Genomic DNA, 19,519 nt, shown 5'->3' with positions numbered 1-19,519 from the left:
CGAGTCTATGCGCCCCCTCGGACAACGTTTCGCACCGGCACACGGGCGCTCGACGATCTTCGGCGCGTCGTGGTGGAGATCACCGGCGCGTCGTCTGATACGGCGAAAACCCGCTAAACGAATGGCCGAAAGCCGCCATAGCCGATCGTGGTTCACGGGCGGCGGCCACCGCGCGGCAATCCGATGGTCGCGGCGGTGGCGATATTCGGTGCTCAGGTTGGCCGATGCCGGGTGCCGGGCGGGACATAATCGGCGGATGTACGTTTCCTTGCGCGCTGTCGGGGCCGGGGCACGATGACGACCGCGGTTGTCGCGGTGACGGTTTCGGCGGTGTTGCTGGCCTGTGCGCTGCTGGTGTGGTCGCGGACGCGGCGGGTCGTCACTACGCCCGCTGAACGGGCGGTCTATTCGGCGCTGCACACCGCCTCGCTGGCGGCGCGCCCGCTACGGGCCGGGCTGACGGATCGGTCGGCGCAGGAAGCTGCGCCGCATCTGCGGGAGTTGACCGGCGGGGAGGCGCTCGGCGTCGCCGACTCGGACGGCACGCTGCTGGCCTGGGACGGGCCGCACGCGGAGCTCGCGGAGTACTTCACCGATGCGGCGACCAGGGCCGTAGCGACCGAACGACCGGTGCTGGTGCCGGGTCCGGGGCGGGCCGAGCACTACGGGCGGACGTTGATCGCGCAGCCGTTGCTGATCGAGAACGGCGGTGTGGCGGGAGCAGTGGGCGTGGTGATGACCGGTCAGCCGGGGCCGGGGCGGCTCGGGGCGGTCGCAGAGGTCGCTCGATACGCGTGCGCACAGCTGGAATTGGCGGAACTCGACGCGTCGCGAGCCCGACTGGACCGAGCCGAGGTGCGGGCGCTGCGCGCACAGATCAGCCCGCATTTCATCTACAACGCGTTGAATACGATCGCCTCGTTCGTACGCACCGATCCCGATCGCGCCCGGGAATTGATTCTCGAATTCGCGGACTTCACCCGCTATTCGTTCCGGGCGGCAGGCGAATTCACCGTGCTTGCCGACGAACTGCGCAATATCGAGCGGTATCTCGCGCTGGAGCGCGCCCGCTTCGGGGACGCGTTGCAGGTGCGGTTGCAGATCGCCCCCGAGGTACTGGGCGTGGTACTGCCATTCCTGGCTTTGCAGCCGCTGGTGGAGAACGCGGTGCGGCACGGGCTCGGCGGAGCGGGGACGATCACCATCCTCGCCGCCGACGCGGGCACCGACTGTGTCATCAGCGTCGAGGACGACGGCGCCGGCATGGACCCCGACCTGCTCCGCTCCGGCGCCCTGGATGCCGTCGAAACCGGTTCCGGCCCCGCCCGTTCCGGCGAATCCGCGCACGTCGGCCTGGCCAACGTGGACGATCGCCTGCGCGCCGCCTTCGGCAACGATTACGGCCTGATCGTCGACACCGCCCCCGGCGCGGGGACCAAGGTCAGCCTGCGCGTCCCCAAGTTCCGCGCCGGAATCCAGGCCTGAGCCCTCTGGACACGCTGTGTCGGCACCGCACATCGGCGATCGCGCGGGGTGATGTCGCGACCTGACCTGTGCACCCGAGGAAGGGCGGGTGGACGTGGGTGCCAGGTTGGGGACGGGTGGGTACCGCGCCGTTTAGGATGGAGCGATTGTGACACCGACCACCGAGAGTGCGGCGGGCGCCCTGCGGGTGCTGGCCGTGGACGACGAGAAGCCGGCATTGGCCGAGCTGGTCTATTTGTTGCGCGCACAGCCGGGGGTCGGGCAAATCCACGAGGCGGCCGATGCCACCTCGGCGCTGCGGGTGCTGCGGGCCCACGCGATCGACGCGGTGTTCCTGGACATCAATATGCCGGGACTGGACGGCATGGAACTAGCGGGGATCCTGTCGGAATTCGCGAATCCGCCCGCGGTGGTGTTCGTGACCGCCCACGACGATCGCGCCGTCTCCGCCTTCGACCTGGGCGCCACCGATTATCTGCTGAAACCGTTGCGGGAGGCGCGGCTCGCGGAGGCGGTGCGGCGCATCGTCCAGAATCGCGGCGGCGCGGCCGAATCCAGCGTGCCCGTCCCGGAACAGCCGCGCGCCGATCCGAACGAGGTGATTCCGGTCGAGCTGGGCGGGGTCACCACGCTGGTGCCGCGATCCAGCGTCAGCTGGGTGGAGGCCGACGGCGACTACGCCCGCCTGCACACCAGCGACGGTTCACATCTGGTCCGCATCCCGCTCTCGGCCCTCGAAGCACGCTGGGAGAACGCCGGTTTCCTGCGCGTGCACCGCTCCTATCTGGTCGCCCTGCGCCTGGTCACCGGTCTGCGCGCGGTCGGCACCGGCACCGTCGTCTGCCTGCGCGCCGAAGGCAATGCCGCCGCCGTCGAACTGCCCGTCAGCCGCCGCCAGGTCCGCGAACTCAAACAGCGTCTGATCAACGGTCCCCGCCAGACCTGGACCGGTCGATGACCGGCCCGCAACGGCCGGTGCGGCAGCGAGTGGTCCTGGCGGAGCGGCGGGGTGCGCGCCGGGTACGGACACGGTTGGAGGTGGAGGAGCAGACCGAGATCGGCGAGGCGCTGGTCGCGGGGCTGATTCGCGCGCAGCTCGGATTGGCGTTGCGGATGGCTCTGATCACGATCGTCGTATTGTGCGCGCTGCCACTGCTTTTCCGGATCGAGACGATCGGGTCGCTGGTGGTCTTCGGTGTGCGGCTGCCCTGGTTGCTGCTGGGCGGCGCGGTGTATCCGGCGCTGTACGCGGTGGGCTGGCTCTACCGCCGTCTGGCCGAACGCAACGAACTCGACTTCCTCGAACTGGCCGAGGACTGAATGCATACGCACCCTCGCACCTGGGCGCAGACACGCACAGACCGGGAGCCGGACAGCTCAGCCGTGCGATATCGCAGTGGTGGCCGATGACGGAGGCAGCGCCGGTGCTGACCGTCGGGGCGCTGTTGTTCGCGGCGCTGGCAACTGTCGCCATCGGGGCATACGGGGTGCGAATGGCGCGAACCACCTCGGATTTCCTGGTCGCCTCCCGGAGCGTGGGGCCGCGCTGGAACGCGGCTGCCATTTCCGGCGAATATCTTTCCGCCGCATCGTTTCTCGGGGTCGCGGGACTGATCGCGAAATACGGCGCCGACGCGCTGTGGTATCCGGTGGGATTCACGGCCGGATATCTGGGGTTGCTGTTGTTCGTCGCCGCGCCGCTACGGCGGTCCGGGGCCTATACGGTGCCGGATTTCGCCGAGTTCCGGTTGGGGTCGGTGCGGTTGCGGCGGCTGGCGGCGGTGGTCGTGGTGCTGGTCTGCGGGGTGTATCTGATTCCCCAGTTCCAGGGCGCGGGATTGACGCTGCGGATTCTGCTCGGCGTACCGAGCTGGGTGGGGGCGCTCGCGGTGGGCGCGATCGTGGTGGCGAATGTGGCCGGGGGCGGCATGCGGTCGATCACGCTGGTGCAGGCGTTCCAGTACTGGCTGAAACTGACGGCGGTGGCGCTGCCCGCCCTGGTACTGCTGGGACATTTCCTGAGCGAGGATCGGCCGCTGGGCTCGCCCGCTCCCCCGGTGGTCACGACCCGCACCACCGTGGATGTGAGCACCGATGTGGTGGTGCAGGTCGCTGCGCCGCAACAGGTTTCGATCAGCGGGCAACTCGACGGGCGCGATGTGGACGCGACGGTGATCCTCGCCGACGGTGACCACGAACTCGGAGCGGGCACCGAACTGATCCTGGAACCGGGCTCGGCGGTACCGGTGGTGAGCGGCGCGCCCACCGACGGCGCGACCTGGTTGACGCCGGGCGGCGGATTCGGCGGCCAGCACCCCACCTACCAGGTGTATTCGCTGATCATCGCGACCTTCCTCGGCACCATGGGCCTACCGCACGTGCTGGTGCGCTTCTACACGAACCCGGACGGCCGGGCCGCGCGCGCCACCGCGCTGGCGGTGATCGGGCTGGTCGGCGTGTTCTATCTGAGCCCGATCCTGCTAGGCGTCTTCGCGCGGCTCTATGTACCGCAGCTGTTGATCACCGGCACCTCGGACGCGGCGGTGGTGCTGCTGCCGAGCTCGGTGCTGGGCGGTCTGCCGGGCCAGCTGCTGGCGGCGCTGGCCGCCGCCGGCGCCATCGCGGCCTTCCTGTCGACCTCGTCCGGCCTACTGGTCAGCATCGCGGGCGTGCTCAGCACCGACATGCTGCGCGGGCGGATCCGTGACTTCCGGATCGCCGCGCTGGCGGCGGGCCTTGTGCCGCTGGTGCTTTCGATCGCGGTCACCTCGCTGGACCTGTCCCGCACGGTCGCGCTGGCGTTCTCGGTGGCGGCGTCCACCCTGTGCCCGCTGCTGGTGCTGGGGATCTGGTGGCGCGGGCTGACCGCGACCGGCGCGGCCGCCGGGCTGATCATCGGCGGCCTCGCCTCGGGCGGCGCCACAGTGGTGTCGGTGACCGGCGGCATCTCCCAGGACATCGCCGCAGGCTGGCCCGCCGCCGTCCTGGGCTATCCGGCGGCGATCAGTGTGCCGCTGGCGTTTCTGGCGATGATCCTGGTCAGCAAGCTGACGCGTGGTCTGCCGGCGCGCAGCGTCGGCCGGATCTTCGTGCGCATGCACGCACCGGAACGGCTGGGCTTGGGCGCGGACCGCGAACGCCGATTGCACAGCCGGTAGGGATACCGTTCGTCGCGGCCCAGCGACCGCTCGCCGCAGAATCGCCCACCTTCACGGAGTGAGCTGGGCCACATCATGATTCCCTCATCGGCCCGGAGTTACGGTTCACCGGAGTAAGCCACGTCACAGCGAGGATCTACCCGATGACCAGTATCGATCTCGACAAAGGCGGCCACGAGCCACCCAGCGCGGAGCAATTCGCCGAGGTGCAATCCAGTCCCGAGTTCCAGGAACTGCGCAATCGCCTGCGGCGCTTCGTCTTCCCGATGACCGCATTGTTCCTGGTCTGGTACATCAGCTATGTACTGCTGGGCGCCTACGCCCACGACTTCATGGCGAGCACCGTGTTCGGCAACATCAACACCGGCCTGCTGCTCGGCCTGGCCCAGTTCGTCTCCACCTTCGTGATCACGGGCCTCTACGTCCGGTTCGCCAACCGGGAACTGGATCCGCGCGCCGCCGCCATCCGTAATCGTCTGGAGGGCGACAAGGCATGAACCTCGCCGCTACGCAGTATCTGGCCGCCGAGACCGTCGGTGAGCCGCTGGCCAATATCGCCATCTTCGGCCTGTTCGTGGTCATCACGATGGTCGTGGTGATCCGGGCCAGCCGCAATACCCGCACCGCCGCCGACTACTTCACCGGTGGCCGCGGCTTCTCCGGACCGCAGAACGGCATCGCCATCGCGGGCGACTACCTTTCGGCCGCGAGCTTTCTCGGCATCGCCGGCGCCATCGCGGTCTACGGCTACGACGGGTTCCTGTATTCGATCGGCTTCCTGGTGGCCTGGCTGGTCGCGCTGCTGCTGGTCGCCGAAATGCTCCGCAACACCGGCAAATTCACCATGGCCGACGTACTGAGCTTCCGGCTCAAGCAGGGCCCGGTCCGCACCGCGGCCGCGCTCACCACGCTGACCGTGTCGCTGTTCTATCTGCTCGCGCAGATGGCGGGCGCCGGTGGCCTGGTGGCGCTGCTGCTCGATGTCAAGAGCGAGACCGGACAGGCGCTGGTGATCGCGGTCGTCGGCGTGCTCATGATCGTGTACGTGCTGGTCGGCGGCATGAAGGGCACCACATGGGTGCAGATCATCAAGGCCGTGCTGCTGATCACCGGCGCCGCGCTCATGACGATCATGGTGTTCGCCAAATTCGGCTTCAACCTCTCCGACATCCTCGGCTCGGCCCAGGACAAGGTCGCCGAATCGACCAACAAGGCCGTCGCCGCCCGCGACGTGCTCGCCCCGGGCGCCCAGTACGGCGGCAGCTCGATGTCCAAGCTGAACTTCCTGTCGCTGGGCCTGGCGCTGGTGCTCGGCACCGCGGGTCTGCCGCACGTGCTCATGCGCTTCTACACCGTGCCGACCGCGAAGGAAGCACGCCGCTCGGTGGTGTGGGCGATCGGCCTGATCGGCGCCTTCTACCTGTTCACCCTGGTGCTCGGCTACGGCGCGGCGGCGATCGTCGGACCGGACCGCATCCTCGGCGCGGCGGGCGGGCAGAACTCGGCGGCTCCGCTGCTGGCCTTCGAACTCGGCGGCGTGATCCTGCTCGGCGTCATCTCCGCGGTCGCCTTCGCGACCATTCTCGCGGTGGTCGCCGGACTGACCATCACGGCGTCGGCCTCCTTCGCCCACGACATCTACGCGGGTGTGATCAAGCGCGGCAAGGTCGATGAGAACAAGCAGGTGCGGGTCTCCCGGATCACCGCCGTGGTGATCGGCGTCCTGGCCATCGGCCTGGGCATCCTGGCCAACGGCCAGAACATCGCCTTCCTGGTGGCGCTGGCCTTCGCGGTGGCGGCGGCGGCGAACCTGCCGACCATCCTGTACTCCCTGTTCTGGAAGCGCTTCAACACCACCGGCGCGCTGTTCAGCATGTACGGCGGTCTGATCTCCACCATCGTGCTCATCGTGTTCTCGCCCGCGGTGTCGGGCACCAAGAGCGCGATGTTCCCGAATGCCGATTTCGACTACTTCCCGCTGTCGAATCCCGGAATCGTCTCCATCCCACTGGCTTTCGCGCTCGGCGTGATCGGCACCTTCCTGGGCTCCGGCAAGCCGGAGAACCAGGCCCTGGCCGCGGAGATGGAAGTTCGTTCGCTCACCGGTGTCGGTGCTGAGAAGGCGATCGCGCACTGATCGCCGGTAGTAGCGAATAGCCGCTCCGCTTACCCACCCCGTCGGCTTCGCCGACTTGCCATCCCCCAGCGGCGCGGCGCCAGAGTTGGGCCCCGGCGGTGGCCGGGGCCCAACTTTCTCGGCCCCCTTGATCTTTCGACAGGAGCAATGCAGTGACCAGCGCAACCGATCGCGTCAGCTTCGAACCCGCGGCGGATTTCGCCGCCAGCGCCAATGCCGGTGCGGACCTTTATGATTCGGCCCGCGCCGACCGGCTCGAATTCTGGGCCGAGCAGGCCCGGCGGCTGCACTGGGAGCAGCCGTGGACCCAGGTGCTGGACTGGTCGGACGCGCCGGTGGCGAAATGGTTCGTCGACGGCAAACTCAACGTCGCCTACAACTGCGTGGACCGGCACGTCCTGGACGGGTGCGGGGATCAGGTCGCCATCCACTGGGAGGGCGAGCCGGGCGACTCCCGTGACCTCACCTACGGTGAGCTGCTGGCCGAAGTCTCCAGGGCCGCCAACTATTTCACCGAACTCGGGTTGCGCAGCGGCGACCGGGTCGCCATCTACATGCCGATGGTGCCCGAGGCGATCATCGCCATGCTGGCCTGCGCGCGACTCGGTCTCACCCACTCGGTGGTGTTCGCGGGCTTCTCCCCCACCGCGCTGCGGCAGCGGGTCGACGACGCCGGTGCGCGCCTGGTCGTCACCACCGACGGGCAGTGGCGGCGCGGAACCGCCGCCCCGCTGAAATCCGCCGTGGACGAGGCGCTCGGCGGCGAGCCGACGACGGTCGAGCACGTTCTCGTGGTGCGGCGCACCGGTATCGAGGTGCCGTGGACCGAAGGCCGGGACCTGTGGTGGCACGATACGGTCACCGACGCGTCACCGGATCACGAGGCGCGGGCCTTCGACGCCGAACACCCGCTGTTCATCCTCTACACCTCCGGCACCACCGGGAAACCCAAGGGCATCCTGCACACCACCGGCGGGTATCTGACGCAGGCGTCGTACACCCATCACAATGTCTTCGACCACAAAGCGGGACAGGATGTCTACTGGTGCACCGCCGATATCGGCTGGGTCACCGGGCACAGCTACATCGTGTACGGGCCACTGTCCAACCGGGCGACACAGGTCGTCTACGAGGGCACACCGAATTCACCCGACGAGCACCGGCACTTCCAGATCGTCGAGAAGTACGGCGTCAGCATCTACTACACCGCCCCCACCCTGGTCCGCACCTTCATGAAATGGGGCAAGGAAATACCCGCCGCCCACGACCTGAGCTCACTGCGCCTGCTCGGCTCGGTCGGCGAACCCATCAACCCCGAAGCCTGGCGCTGGTACCGAGACGTCATCGGCGGCAACCGAACCCCCATCGTCGACACCTGGTGGCAGACCGAAACCGGCGCCATCATGATCTCCCCGCTACCCGGCGTCACCGCCGCCAAGCCGGGCGCCGCCATGGCCGCGCTGCCCGGCATCTCGGCGCAGGTGGTCGACGACGACGGCGGCGTAATGTCGGAGGGCTCCGGCCTTTTGGTGCTGGACCAGCCGTGGCCGTCCATGCTGCGCGGCATCTGGGGCGATATGGACCGTTTCCGCGAAACCTACTGGGAACGATTCGCCGCCGAAGGCTGGTACTTCGCCGGTGACGGCGCGAAACTCGACGCCGACGGCGACCTGTGGGTCCTCGGCCGCGTAGACGACGTCATGAACGTCTCCGGGCACCGCATCTCCACCGCCGAAGTCGAATCCGCACTGGTCGGACACGCCGGAGTCGCCGAAGCCGCCGTGGTCGGCGCCACCGACGACACCACCGGGCAGGCCATCGTCGCCTTCGTCATCCTGACCGGCGAGGCCCGCGACACCGGCGATCAACTCGTCGCCGAACTCAAAGCGGAGGTCGCCCGGGAGATCAGCCCGATCGCCCGGCCGCGCGAGATCCATGTCGTGCCGGAACTACCCAAGACCCGCAGCGGCAAGATCATGCGCCGCCTGCTGCGCGACGTCGCCGAAGGCCGCGAACTCGGCGACACCTCCACCCTGGTCGACCCCAAGGTCTTCGAAGCCATCGCCAAGAGCTGACCCGCCTGAACCCGGCCCGATGAGGGGGCCGGGTCCGGGTTGGTCAGGCGGCCAGCACCGGCTCGCCTTCCGCGGGGGCGGGCACGGAATTGGGCATGATGATCGCCATGAGCAGGGCACCGACCGCGAGGAAGGCGGCGGCCCACCAGAAGCTGATGACGTAGCTGTGCACCTGGGCGGCGGCCGAGTTCACGGGGGTGGGACTCTTGCCGATCATGTAGTCGGTGGCGGCGGTGGCGGCGAAGGTGGACAGCAGGGCGGTGCCGATGGAGCCGCCGACCTGCTGCGAGGTGTTCACCATGGCCGAGGCCACGCCCGCGTCGGTGTGGTGCACATTGGCGGTGGCGCAGGCGAACGCGGCGGACATGGCGGCACCGAGGCCCAGACCCATCAGCAGCAGACCGGGCAGCACATGGGTTGCGTAGTTGCTGTGCAAATCGATCTGGGTCAGCAGGACCATCGCGAGGGCGCCGACCACGAATCCCACGACGGAAACGACTTTGGGGCCGAAGCGCGGCAGCAGCAGCGTGGGACCGGTGGTGGACGATACGACCATGCCCGCGACCATCGGCATATAGGCGACGCCGGTGACGATCGGCGTGTACTTCAGGATGAGTTGCATGTAATAGGTGAGGAACAGGAACACCGCGAACATGCCGATACCGGCGACGAAAACCGACAGGTACGCGCCGCCGCGATGCCGGTCCAGCACCACCCGCATGGGCAGCAGGGGCTGGGCCACCCGGGTCTCGATGATCACGAACAGCACCAGCAGCACCAGGCCGCCGATCAGGCAGCCGATGGTGGTCGCATTGCCCCAGCCGTGATCGGCCGCGTGCGAGAAGCCGTAGACGATGCCGAACAGGCCCGCGGTGGCGGTGATGGTGCCGGGCAGATCGAGCGAGGCCTTGCCGTGGGCGACGTGCCGGGCCAGCAGCAGTAGCGCGCCGATCAGGGCCACGCCGGCGAAGATCAGGTTCACGAACAGCGCCCACCGCCACGACGCCCACTCGGTCAGCGCGCCGCCGAGCAGCAGGCCGATGGCCGCGCCCGCACCGGCCACGGCGGAGAAGATGCCGAACGCCTTGGCCTTCTCCTTGGGTTCGGTGAAGGTGACGGTGAGCAGGGCCAGCGCGGCGGGCGCGAGCATCGCGCCGAAGACGCCCTGGGCGACGCGCGCGCCGACCAGCATGTGGAAGTTGGAGGCCGCGCCGCCGACCGCGGAGGCGACCGCGAAGCCGATCAGGCCGGTGATGAACATGACCCGCCGGCCGATCAGGTCGCTGAGGCGGCCGCCGAGCAGCAGCAGGCTGCCGAAGGCGAGGGTGTAGCCGGTGATCACCCATTGGCGGTTGGAGTCGGAGAAGCCGAGATCCTGTTGGGCGTCGGGAAGTGCGATGTTCACCACCGTCGCGTCCAGCACGACCATGAGCTGGGCGGTGGCCAGAACTGCCAGGACCCACCATCGCCGGTCGTGCGTGCGCCGATCGACGCCTGTGTGCTGAACCGTGCTCGCCATGGTCACCTCGCGGGTCGTGACTCCGGATGATGTGCGGAAAGAGGACAGCCCTCGAACCATACCGATCGGTTTGCGTAGCGTCCATGCCCACCGGCCAGGGTTGTGACCGAGACGTGACCGGGCTCACCCGCGACGCCGAGCATGTGTGAAACTCCGAGGTCAGGAGCTCGAGCCGAGGCCGGATAACGCGTTCGGCGAAGAAAATTCGAATGAACCTGTCGGTGCCCGCCGGAATACTTGTCCGCGACCGATGAGTTGTCCGAGCTGTTCCCGTCTTTTCCCGTGGGCATCCGGAACGTGGTTCTGCGACTGCGGCATCGGCCCACCCCTCATATTTCCGCTCACGTACACCCCGGAGGAAGCCGCATGCGCGCCGATTTGTCCGCCCCATCGACGGGCGGCAGAACGCCGACCGTCATTCGACTGCTGGTCCTTGCGACCTTCGTGGTGATCCTGAACGAAACCATCATGATCAACGCGATCCCGAAGCTGATGGACAGCTTCCACATCGATGAGCAGGCGGCACAGTGGGTGTCGACCGTGTTCATGTTGACCATGGCCGCCGTCATCCCGGTCACCGGTTGGTTCCTGCAACGCGTCACCACCCGTAAGGCCTACGTGATCGCGATGGGCGTCTTCCTCGCCGGCACCGCGATCTCCGCGGCCGCGCCCACCTTCGCGGTGCTGCTGCTGGGCCGGGTGGTCCAAGCCGGTGGCACGGCGGTGATGATGCCGCTGTTGATGACCACCCTGATGACGGTGGTGCCGGAGGAAGATCGCGGCAAGGTGATGGGCAATGTCACCCTGGCCATCTCGGTGGCACCGGCGATGGGTCCGGTCATCTCCGGCCTGGTGCTGCAGTGGGCGTCGTGGCAGTGGCTGTTCCTGCTGGTACTGCCGATCGCCGGTGCGGTCACCTACCTGGGCTACCGCAAGCTGGAGGACATCGGCGAACCGCAGGCCGGCGAGATCGACTGGGCCAGCGTGGCATTCGCGGCGCTGGGCTTCGGCAGCCTGGTCTACGGCCTGAGCAAGTTCACCCCCGACAACGTCCTGAACCCGCTGCTGCTGGTGGTCGCCGGTATCGCACTGGTCGCGGTGTTCGCGCTGCGGCAGGTGCAGTTGCAGCGCAAGGGGTCGCCGCTGCTGGATCTGCGGGTCCTGCTGGCCGGCACCTACACCAAGGGCCTGATCCTGATGTCCATCGCGTTCCTGGCCATGCTGGGTTCGATGATGCTGCTGCCGCTGTACTTCCAGCACCTGCGCCACCTCTCGGCGCTGGAGACCGGTCTGCTGGTCATGCCCGGCGGCCTGGCCATGGGCTTGCTCGGCCCGACGGTCGGCAAGATCTTCGACCGCTTCGGCGGCCGCGTCCTGGTGATCCCGGGCTCGATCGGCATCACCGCCGCGCTGGCCGGCTTCACCCAGATCTCGCTGACCATGCCGTACTGGCAGCTGCTGGCGCTGCATATCCTGCTGATGGTCTCGCTGGCCGCGGCCTTCACCCCCGTGTTCACCCTGGGCCTGGGCGCGCTGCCGCCGAACCTGTACTCGCACGGCAGCTCGATGCTCGGCACGTTGCAGCAGGTGTCCGCGGCCTTCGGTACCGCACTGGTGATCACGGTCATGGCCACCCGCACCGAGTCGCTGAAGGAAGCCGGCACCGACGCCATCTCCGCGCAGCTCGACGGCATGCGGCTGGCCTTCGGAGTCTCCGCGCTGCTGTCGGTGGTCGTGATCATCATGGCGGTGTTGCTCCCGGCCCGCACCGCGAGCAACGGTCACGGTCACGGCGCACCGCAGGACCTCGAAGACGAAGTCCCCGCACCGGAACTGGTCAAGGACTGATCCGAACGACCGGTCGAGCCCCGCACCTTTCCCGGTGCGGGGCTCGATCCGTTTCCGGGGACGACACGCACGACACACACCGTGAATTCACGTGTTTGAACCACCCGTGCCCGCTGCCGCGTAGACAATGCGAAACAGGTGGATCCGGCTCCACCGCGCGCCGGATGCAGCTGTCGAGCACTGACAGTGGAGCAGCTCATGAAACGTCTCGGGCCGTGGCTGACCTTGGCGGCGGTGGCCGTGCTGGGTCTGGCCCTGCTGGCCGTCAATATGTCCCAGGACTCCGAACCCACAGCGGCGCAACCGAATCCGGCTCCAGCCTCGGCGACGCCCACCACGACCGGCAAGAAGGCGACCCCGTTCCCGGCCCAGGCCGACTACGTGGCCACGATTCCGCTGGCGACCGGCGCGGCCATGACGCTGGAGATCACCGTCGAAGGCGACCGGGCCATCGCCTACGCCTGCGACGGCCAGACCGTCGAATCCTGGCTCCAGGGCACCGCGACCAACGGCGCGCTGAAGCTGACCGGCAAGAACGATGCCACCCTGACCGGCACCCACGACGGCACCGCGGTGAACGGCAACCTCTCGATCGGCGGAAAGCAATGGGAATTCCGGGCATTGCCGGTGCGGCCGCCCGCCGGGCTCTACGTCTACACCGAGGCCGGTGTCCGGCAGAGCTGGATCATCGACGGCCAGGGCGACGTGACCGGTGTCCAGCGCGCACCCGACGGCGCGACCACCGCGGCGGTGGCCCTGAACGCCGACGCGACCGCGGTCGTGAACGGCCGGACCATTACGGCGACCAAGGTCAGCGGTGGTGACGATGTCGGCTGATCCGAATGCGACCACCGTCCGGCGCGTGCGGCCGGCGGGCCCGGCGGCGATCCTGGTGCCACTGCTGGTGGGCGCGGCCGTCGCGGTGCTGCTCGGGGTGTACGCGAAAACCCATGATCCGCGCTTCTTCTCGGTGAACGTGGCCGGATTCTCCAGTCCGACCGCGGTCAAGACCTGGTTGGCCACGCTCACGTTCGCGCTGGCGATCTGCCAGTTGTGCACGGCGGCCGCGCTGTACGGCCGGATCCGCCCGCTGGCGAACGCGGGATGGACCGGCCCCGCGCATGTCTGGTCGGGGCGGCTGGCGGTGCTGGTCAGCGTGCCGGTCGCGGTGCACTGCCTCTACGCGCTGGGATTTCAGGATTCGACCACCCGGGTGCTGCTGCACTCGCTGTTCGGCTGCTTCCTCTATGGCGCGTTCGTCGCCAAGATGCTGCTGCTCACCCGCAAGGGTCTGCCGAACTGGGTGATCCCGGTCGCGGGCGGTCTGCTGTTCAGCGGGCTGACCGTCGTCTGGCTGACCTCGGCCCTCTGGTTCTTCCGCACCAGCGGCCTGACCTTCTGACCGAAAGATCCCAGCTATGAACAGCTTCGATGTGACCCGCCGCGTGGCGGTCGCGGGTGCGGGGGCGCTCGCCGCCGCCGCGCTCAGTGCCTGCTCCACCTACGGGAAGGACGACTCCCCGGCCCCGAGCGACCCGGTGCAGCCGGGCCCCGCCGGAACCGCGGCTGGTCTGGCCAAGACCGCCGACATCCCGGTCGGTGGCGGCAAGATCGTCGACGGCACCGTGTTGACCCAGCCCACCGCAGGCCGGTTCGTCGCATTGGACGCCACCTGTACCCACGCGGGCTGCAAGGTCAGCGAGATCGCGAGCGGCACTATCAACTGCGCCTGTCACGGCAGCAAGTTCAATCTGGACGGCTCCGTGGCCAACGGTCCGGCCACCCGCCCGCTGAAGACGAAAAGTGTGCGGGTGGAAGGTGATTCGATAGTCGTGAACTAGCTGTCGCCGAACATCTCGGCCATCCGCCGGTCCATCTCCTCCGGCGGGACGTCCTCGACGTGGGTGGCCACGGTCCACCGGTGGCCCCACGGGTCCTCGAAGGCGCCGCTGCGGTCACCGTAGAACTGGGTGGTCACCGGGGTGAGTTCGCGGGCGCCGGCCTGCAGGGCGGCGGCGAACGCGGCATCGACGTCGGTGACGTAGACGTAGATGTTGACGGGTGTGCCGCCGACCGTCTTCGGGTCGAGGAATTCCAGCTCCGGCGCGGGATCGCCGAGCATGATCAGCGATCCGCCGACGACCAGCTCGCAGTGCGCGATCTTGCCGTCGGGGCGGGGCATGCGCATGCGCTCCGACGCGCCGAACACATGTTTGTAGAAGTCGATCGCGGCGGCGGCGCCGTCGACCGCGAGACCCGGCGACACCGCCGGATATCCATCGGGAACAGGCTTGACATCGGACATGAGCGAGACCTCCGGTCCAGTCGATCGGGTGGTAGTCCGAGCCTATTCCCGGGGTCGGGCGAAGTGGCGAGTTCGAGGCGATGATCTTCGGTCAGGGACCGGAGACGCCGCGCAGCCGGCGCACCTGGGCACCGGTGACCGCGGTGAGCACACCCGGCTCGACCGCGTCCAGCCCGGTCACCGCGACCTGGGTGAGGGTAGTGCCGACCTGCACCACCGACACCAGCGTGACCAGGGTGATCCCGTCGCTGACGGTGCGTAGCTGATAGGACGTGGCCGCGTCGCCGGCGGGCGGCTGTTCCAGCGCGCCGAGCCGGAACTCGATACCGGTGTCGTCGGCGTCGGTGCCGCGATAGCCGGTGCAGGCACGCAAGGTCTGCTGGACCGCCGTGAAGGCCGGGCCGAGCTGATCGGCGGCGAAGCTCGCGGCGTCGACGTCGATGCTGGAGAAGTTCGGTCCCTCGTAGCCGGTGAAGTTCCAGGCACGCGCCTCGGGGCGCTGTTCGCCCAGCGGGGTCATGACCCGTTCACAGCCCGCCGGATCGGTGGGCGGCGGATCGCCGAGCGGGAGTTCGGGCGTGTGGGAGACACCCGAGGGCGTGAAGCCGGCGGGCAGATCGGTCTGATCGAGCAGCCGGGCCAGCAGCACCTCGGAGTCGCCGATCGGCTCGCCGGTCGCGGGCACGGCAGCCACCAGGGGTCCGAATCCGGGCGGCGCCGAGGTGTCGCCGGAGGTGTCGGAGCCGCAGCCGGTCAGCGCGAGACCGACACCTACCAGGACCAGGCCGAGCGCGCGGGTCACTCCTCGGTCCACGAGACCTGCGTGGTGATCGTCTGCTGGAGATCGCTGTCACTGTGCGGATCGCTGTAGGCCTGATGCCCGCCGACGGTGATCATCCCCGAAACCGGCAGCGGCAGACCGAGATCGACGGTGATGGTGCCCTGCCCCTGCATGACGTAGTCCTGGATGTCGAGGGTGCCCGCGTTGTTGGGCAGCGTCCACACCTTCGACTTCGGGATCTGGGTGACATTCAGATCGATGATCAGCCGATTGCCCTCGCGCCGGGTGAGCGTGGCGGTGGTGACCTGGTCGAGGGTGACGCCGCCGTCCACCTCCTGGTGCACCGTCCACACCGCGCCCTCCCCGACGGGCTCGTCCGGGAAGCGGACAGACCGGTAGACCGCCTGATAGAACGCCTGTTCCAAGGCGGCGCGTGCGGTATTGGAGGTATCGGCGGCGGGCTCCAGCCGCAGCGCCGTGATCGCGCCGTCGTCATCGAACTCGAACCCGGCGTGCGATCCGTCGGCGGCGGTGAGCGCGCGGTTCAGTGCCGGATCGCTGCTGGTGACGGCGCCGAGCGTGAGATCGCATCCGTCGGCGTCGGTCTGTGCGGTCATCGGGATGGTCAGCTGCGGCGTCGAGAAGTCGCGCACCGGTTGATCGTTGATCTGCTGCTGGATCCGATGGTCGGTGCGCAAGGTCACCTGTTGGATGGTGCCCACCGGATAGCTGGGACGCAAGACCGCGCGCGGTTCAGCGCCTGCGTCGACCAGGGTGGCCGCCGCCTCGGAGATCGGGACGGTGACCTCCTTCCCGATGCCGAGCGGCTCGGTGCCGTCCGCGGCCGCGGCCGCGTCACCGTCGTCGGCGCAACCGACCGTGAACGCCGAGAACCCTAGTGCGAGCACGACGAGCAGCGCACCCGAACGCGCGATCCGGGGAGCGTGGGGGGAAGACAACACCGTCACACCGCACAGCGTACGACCGCTTCCTGAGTGGCGGCTTTGAGACGTGAACACGCCCGCGCGGAGGCGCGATGCATCGTGTGCACGGGACTGAGAGATGATGATCGACGTGAGTGACGACCGGCCGCCCGAGGACAGCACCTCTCCCCCCGACGATACGGCGCTTGCCGTGCCCGAATCCGGCTCCGCACCGCGACGGCTGGGCCTGCTGCTGCTCATCGCCGTCGTCCTGCTCGGGCTGGACCTGTTGACCAAGACGATCGCGGTGGCGAATCTGACCCCGGGTGATCCGATCTACCTGATCGGCGACTGGGCGCGGTTGTCCCTGGTACGCAACCCGGGCGCGGCATTCTCCATGGCCACCGGCATGACCTGGCTGCTGACCCTGGTCGCGGCGGGCGTGGTGATCGGGGTGATCCGGATCGGCCGCACACTGCGCTCGCTGTGGTGGGCGATCGGGCTGGGCATGGTGCTCGGTGGCGCGCTCGGCAATCTGATCGACCGCCTGTTCCGCGCGCCGGGCCCGCTCCAGGGTCATGTCGTCGACTTCGTGGCGATCGGCTGGTGGCCGGTGTTCAATGTGGCCGACTCGGCCATCGTGTGCGGCGCGATCCTGCTGGTGGCCTTGACAGTCTTCGGTTTCGAACCGGACGGCACCCGGCACGGGCACGACGACCGCGCGGCAGAAACCTCGAGCGAGGGGAAGTCGGCGTGAGAGAAACGAGATCCATGCCCGTACCGGACGGGCTCGACGGGATGCGGGTGGACGCGGGACTATCCCGGCTGCTCGGGCTGTCCCGCACCGCGGTGGCCGCGCTCGCGGCCGACGGTTCGGTGCAGCTCGACGGCGTGGCCGCGGGCAAATCGGATCGGCTGGTCGGCGGCGCCTGGCTCGAAGTCGAGTTCCCGGAGCCCAAGCGGGAGTTGACCGTCGAGGCCGAACCGGTGGAGGGAATGAAGATTCTCTACGCCGACGACGACATTGTCGCGGTGGACAAGCCGGTCGGTGTGGCCGCGCACACCGGTGTCGGCTGGAGCGGGCCGACCGTGGTGGGCGGGCTGGCCGCGGCCGGCTACCGGATCTCCACGTCGGGGGCGCACGAACGGCAGGGCATCGTGCACCGATTGGATGTCGGCACCTCGGGGGTGATGGTCGTCGCGCAGTCCGAGCACGCGTACACCGTGCTCAAACGAGCTTTCAAGCAGCGGACCGTGGACAAGCGGTATCACGCGCTGGTGCAGGGACATCCGGATCCGTCCAGCGGCACCATCGACGCGCCGATCGGCCGCGCGCGGGGCAACGACTGGAAGTTCGCGGTCACCGCGGACGGGCGGCCCAGCATCACCCACTACGACACCATCGAGGCGTTCCAGGCCGCGAGCCTGCTCGACATTCATCTGGAAACCGGTCGCACACACCAGATCCGGGTGCATTTCTCGGCGATCCGGCATCCCTGCTGCGGCGATCTCACCTATGGCGCGGATCCGCGCCTGGCCGAACGGCTGGGGCTGGAACGGCAGTGGCTGCACGCGAAGACGCTGGGTTTCCACCATCCGGCCGACGGACGGTGGCTGGAGATCGAGTCCGAGTATCCCGACGATCTGAGCCACGCGCTGGGCGTTCTGCGCAATGCCTGACCGGCCCCGGGCGGCGCTGTTCGGCGCGGCCGCGGCCGGGGTGGTGGCGCTGCTGTTCGCGCTGGGCGCGATGAATCCGCCGCGGCCGCTCGGAGTCGGCACCGACCGGCTGGGACCCGAACCGGGTGCGGCGGTCGCGGATTATCTTGTGCGCGCCCGGGATTCGCTCACCGGATCCGACGACGAGCCGCGCTGGGCACTGGTGTCGTTCACCCGCGAACTCACGCCCGCCGAGATCCCCGCGCACAGTGGCGGACTGCGGATCGGGCAGGTGCTGCACCGGGTGCCGATCCCGCGGGTGCAGACCCCGATAGTGATCGTCGGTGTGCCCGCCGGTGACGCGGTCGCGGTCGCGTCGGCCGACAATGCCGCATGGCAGTTGCAGGCGCAGCTCGACAAGGACCGGACGCTGGGGATTCGCGGCGAACGGGCGCTGCGGGTCGCCGAGCTCTCGATCGCCCGCCTGCGCGCCGGGTGCGCCTGCACGGTGGGCCTGGTCGTGCGGGGACGACTCGCGCAACTGCGGGAACTGGCCCGCGACACCGAGGTTCGCGCCGTCGAGGCATTACCCGCCGACGCCGGCGACGGGCGGTTCGCGGTGACACCGCTGCTGCCGGAGGTCACCGCGAGCAACGGGCCGGTCCCGGACGACGGCCCGCTGCCCGACCGCTAGGACGATTGCGGATTCACGGTCTCGACCGAACCGAGACGGGTGGGCGGCCAGATCTTGACCACCGCCCGCCCGCGGACATTGTCGACGGGCACCGTGCCGTGGAATTCGTCGCCGACATGCGCTCGGGAGTCGCGGGATTCGTTGCGGTTGTCGCCCATCACCCACAGGTGCCCCGCGGGTACCTGGATCGGCCCGAAGACGCGCCCGACCGGGAAGCCGGCATTGCGCCCACCGGCGGCCCAGTCGAAATCCTTGTGCACATACGGTTCGTCGAGCGGTTTGCCGTCCACCAGGATCCGCCCTTGCGCATCGCAGCACTCGACGGTCTGACCGCCCACCGCGATCACCCGCTTCACCAGGGTGTTCTCGTCCGGCGGTGTCAGGCCGACGTAGGCCAGGAAGTTCTGGATTCCCCGCAGCACGCTGTTGCTGGATCGGCTGGACCGATAGGTGTCGTTCCAGGAGGGCGGTCCCACGAAGACGACGACGTCACCGGGTTGGGGCTCCGAACCGTAGTAGCTCAGCTTCTCCACGAAGATCCGGTCGCCGACGCAGCCCGTGCAGCCGTGCAGGGTCGGTTCCATCGACTGCGACGGAATCTCGTACGGCCGCCCGACGAAATTGACCGTCAGCGCCGCGATCACCATCGCGATACCGATGAGAAGGGGAAGTTCCTGCCACAGTGGGCGCCGTGCGCGCCGCCGAGTGCCGGAGACCTTGGATCGACCGGCCTCCCCCGGCTTGTCGTCTACCATTCCGACAGCGTAGCCGCAGCCCCCGATAGCGCTGAGCGACAAGCCATCTCGAGCTGGCGAGTGAGCCGCCCCGGACCGGGCCGCTGCCGAATCGGGTGGCACACGAGCCGCGATCCAGCCTCGGGCCCGTAACGCGCCGGCAGACCGCGGGATACGGCCGAGGCGATCAACGCCGCGGCC

Annotated in this window: 19 protein-coding genes; 14 read left to right on the top strand and 5 right to left on the bottom strand. The window is 68.6% G+C overall.

Annotated elements, in window-relative coordinates; all coding sequences use genetic code 11:
- The first annotated feature begins 294 nt into the window (after positions 1-294).
- The 7 genes from ACFVMC_RS17965 (at position 295) to acs (ending at position 8,855) form a co-directional block, all read left to right on the top strand.
- The gene (locus ACFVMC_RS17965) at positions 295-1,485 is read left to right on the top strand and encodes a sensor histidine kinase (protein WP_379211485.1); all 1,191 of its coding nucleotides are present in this window, start codon (positions 295-297) and stop codon (positions 1,483-1,485) included.
- 148 nt (positions 1,486-1,633) lie between these two features.
- Positions 1,634-2,443 carry a LytR/AlgR family response regulator transcription factor gene (locus ACFVMC_RS17960; RefSeq protein WP_379211483.1) on the top strand — a complete coding sequence of 270 codons (810 nt, stop codon included), beginning with the start codon at positions 1,634-1,636 and terminating at the stop codon, positions 2,441-2,443.
- Positions 2,440-2,805 carry a hypothetical protein gene (locus tag ACFVMC_RS17955; protein ID WP_379211482.1) on the top strand — a complete coding sequence of 122 codons (366 nt, stop codon included), beginning with the start codon at positions 2,440-2,442 and terminating at the stop codon, positions 2,803-2,805. Before ACFVMC_RS17960 ends, ACFVMC_RS17955 begins: the two co-directional genes overlap by 4 nt.
- An 86-nt stretch (positions 2,806-2,891) precedes the next feature.
- Positions 2,892-4,643, top strand: coding sequence for a cation acetate symporter (locus tag ACFVMC_RS17950; protein WP_379211480.1), 1,752 nt, complete (start codon positions 2,892-2,894; stop codon positions 4,641-4,643).
- Between the two features lie 143 nt (positions 4,644-4,786).
- Complete coding sequence (locus tag ACFVMC_RS17945; RefSeq protein ID WP_379211479.1) at positions 4,787-5,140, top strand: DUF485 domain-containing protein; 354 nt, start codon at positions 4,787-4,789, stop codon at positions 5,138-5,140.
- Complete coding sequence (locus ACFVMC_RS17940) at positions 5,137-6,780, top strand: cation acetate symporter (protein WP_379211477.1); 1,644 nt, start codon at positions 5,137-5,139, stop codon at positions 6,778-6,780. Before ACFVMC_RS17945 ends, ACFVMC_RS17940 begins: the two co-directional genes overlap by 4 nt.
- A gap of 152 nt (positions 6,781-6,932) precedes the next feature.
- Positions 6,933-8,855: an acetate--CoA ligase gene (gene acs, locus ACFVMC_RS17935; RefSeq protein WP_379211476.1), complete on the top strand. Its 1,923-nt coding sequence runs from the start codon at positions 6,933-6,935 to the stop codon at positions 8,853-8,855.
- A gap of 43 nt (positions 8,856-8,898) precedes the next feature.
- Here acs and ACFVMC_RS17930 read toward each other — a convergent pair whose 3' ends face one another.
- Positions 8,899-10,374, bottom strand: coding sequence for an MFS transporter (locus tag ACFVMC_RS17930; RefSeq protein WP_379211474.1), 1,476 nt, complete (start codon positions 10,372-10,374; stop codon positions 8,899-8,901).
- A gap of 366 nt (positions 10,375-10,740) precedes the next feature.
- Here ACFVMC_RS17930 and ACFVMC_RS17925 point away from each other — a divergent pair, with 366 nt between their 5' ends.
- The 4 genes from ACFVMC_RS17925 (at position 10,741) to ACFVMC_RS17910 (ending at position 14,063) form a co-directional block, all read left to right on the top strand.
- The gene (locus tag ACFVMC_RS17925; RefSeq protein WP_379211472.1) at positions 10,741-12,222 is read left to right on the top strand and encodes an MDR family MFS transporter; all 1,482 of its coding nucleotides are present in this window, start codon (positions 10,741-10,743) and stop codon (positions 12,220-12,222) included.
- Positions 12,223-12,420: 198 nt separating this feature from the next.
- Positions 12,421-13,059 carry a hypothetical protein gene (locus tag ACFVMC_RS17920; protein ID WP_379211471.1) on the top strand — a complete coding sequence of 213 codons (639 nt, stop codon included), beginning with the start codon at positions 12,421-12,423 and terminating at the stop codon, positions 13,057-13,059.
- A complete protein-coding gene (locus tag ACFVMC_RS17915) occupies positions 13,049-13,624 on the top strand; it encodes a DUF6529 family protein (RefSeq protein ID WP_379211469.1) in 576 nt (191 codons plus the stop codon). The genes ACFVMC_RS17920 and ACFVMC_RS17915 overlap by 11 nt, the downstream gene beginning before the upstream one ends.
- A 16-nt stretch (positions 13,625-13,640) precedes the next feature.
- Positions 13,641-14,063 carry a Rieske (2Fe-2S) protein gene (locus ACFVMC_RS17910; protein WP_379211467.1) on the top strand — a complete coding sequence of 141 codons (423 nt, stop codon included), beginning with the start codon at positions 13,641-13,643 and terminating at the stop codon, positions 14,061-14,063.
- On the opposite strand, the gene ACFVMC_RS17905 is transcribed toward ACFVMC_RS17910, so the two are convergent.
- The 3 genes from ACFVMC_RS17905 to ACFVMC_RS17895 all read right to left on the bottom strand — a co-directional run bounded on the left by ACFVMC_RS17905 (position 14,060) and on the right by ACFVMC_RS17895 (position 16,270).
- The gene (locus tag ACFVMC_RS17905) at positions 14,060-14,527 is read right to left on the bottom strand and encodes a VOC family protein (RefSeq protein WP_379211466.1); all 468 of its coding nucleotides are present in this window, start codon (positions 14,525-14,527) and stop codon (positions 14,060-14,062) included. The genes ACFVMC_RS17910 and ACFVMC_RS17905 overlap by 4 nt on opposite strands.
- A gap of 91 nt (positions 14,528-14,618) precedes the next feature.
- Entirely contained in the window at positions 14,619-15,341 is a 723-nt protein-coding gene (locus ACFVMC_RS17900) for a hypothetical protein (protein ID WP_379211464.1), read from the bottom strand.
- Positions 15,326-16,270 (bottom strand): hypothetical protein, encoded by a 945-nt coding sequence (locus tag ACFVMC_RS17895; RefSeq protein ID WP_379211574.1) that lies wholly within the window; start codon positions 16,268-16,270, stop codon positions 15,326-15,328. Before ACFVMC_RS17895 ends, ACFVMC_RS17900 begins: the two co-directional genes overlap by 16 nt.
- A gap of 103 nt (positions 16,271-16,373) precedes the next feature.
- On the opposite strand from ACFVMC_RS17895, the gene lspA reads away from it, so the two are divergent.
- The 3 genes from lspA to ACFVMC_RS17880 are packed head-to-tail and all read left to right on the top strand — an operon-like array spanning position 16,374 to position 18,584.
- A complete protein-coding gene (lspA, locus tag ACFVMC_RS17890) occupies positions 16,374-16,988 on the top strand; it encodes a signal peptidase II (protein ID WP_379211573.1) in 615 nt (204 codons plus the stop codon).
- Entirely contained in the window at positions 16,985-17,911 is a 927-nt protein-coding gene (locus tag ACFVMC_RS17885; RefSeq protein ID WP_379211463.1) for an RluA family pseudouridine synthase, read from the top strand. Before lspA ends, ACFVMC_RS17885 begins: the two co-directional genes overlap by 4 nt.
- A complete protein-coding gene (locus tag ACFVMC_RS17880; protein WP_379211461.1) occupies positions 17,904-18,584 on the top strand; it encodes a hypothetical protein in 681 nt (226 codons plus the stop codon). The genes ACFVMC_RS17885 and ACFVMC_RS17880 overlap by 8 nt, the downstream gene beginning before the upstream one ends.
- Here ACFVMC_RS17880 and lepB read toward each other — a convergent pair.
- A complete protein-coding gene (gene lepB / locus ACFVMC_RS17875; RefSeq protein ID WP_379211459.1) occupies positions 18,581-19,339 on the bottom strand; it encodes a signal peptidase I in 759 nt (252 codons plus the stop codon). The two genes, ACFVMC_RS17880 and lepB, sit on opposite strands and share 4 nt — an antisense overlap.
- Between the last annotated feature and the right edge of the window lie 180 nt (positions 19,340-19,519).

It is taken from the genome of Nocardia sp. NPDC127579 (assembly GCF_042672005.1).
GTDB lineage: Bacteria > Actinomycetota > Actinomycetes > Mycobacteriales > Mycobacteriaceae > Nocardia.
The sequence above is the reverse complement of the archived record's forward strand: the minus strand, read 5'-3'. Positions and strand labels throughout refer to the sequence as shown.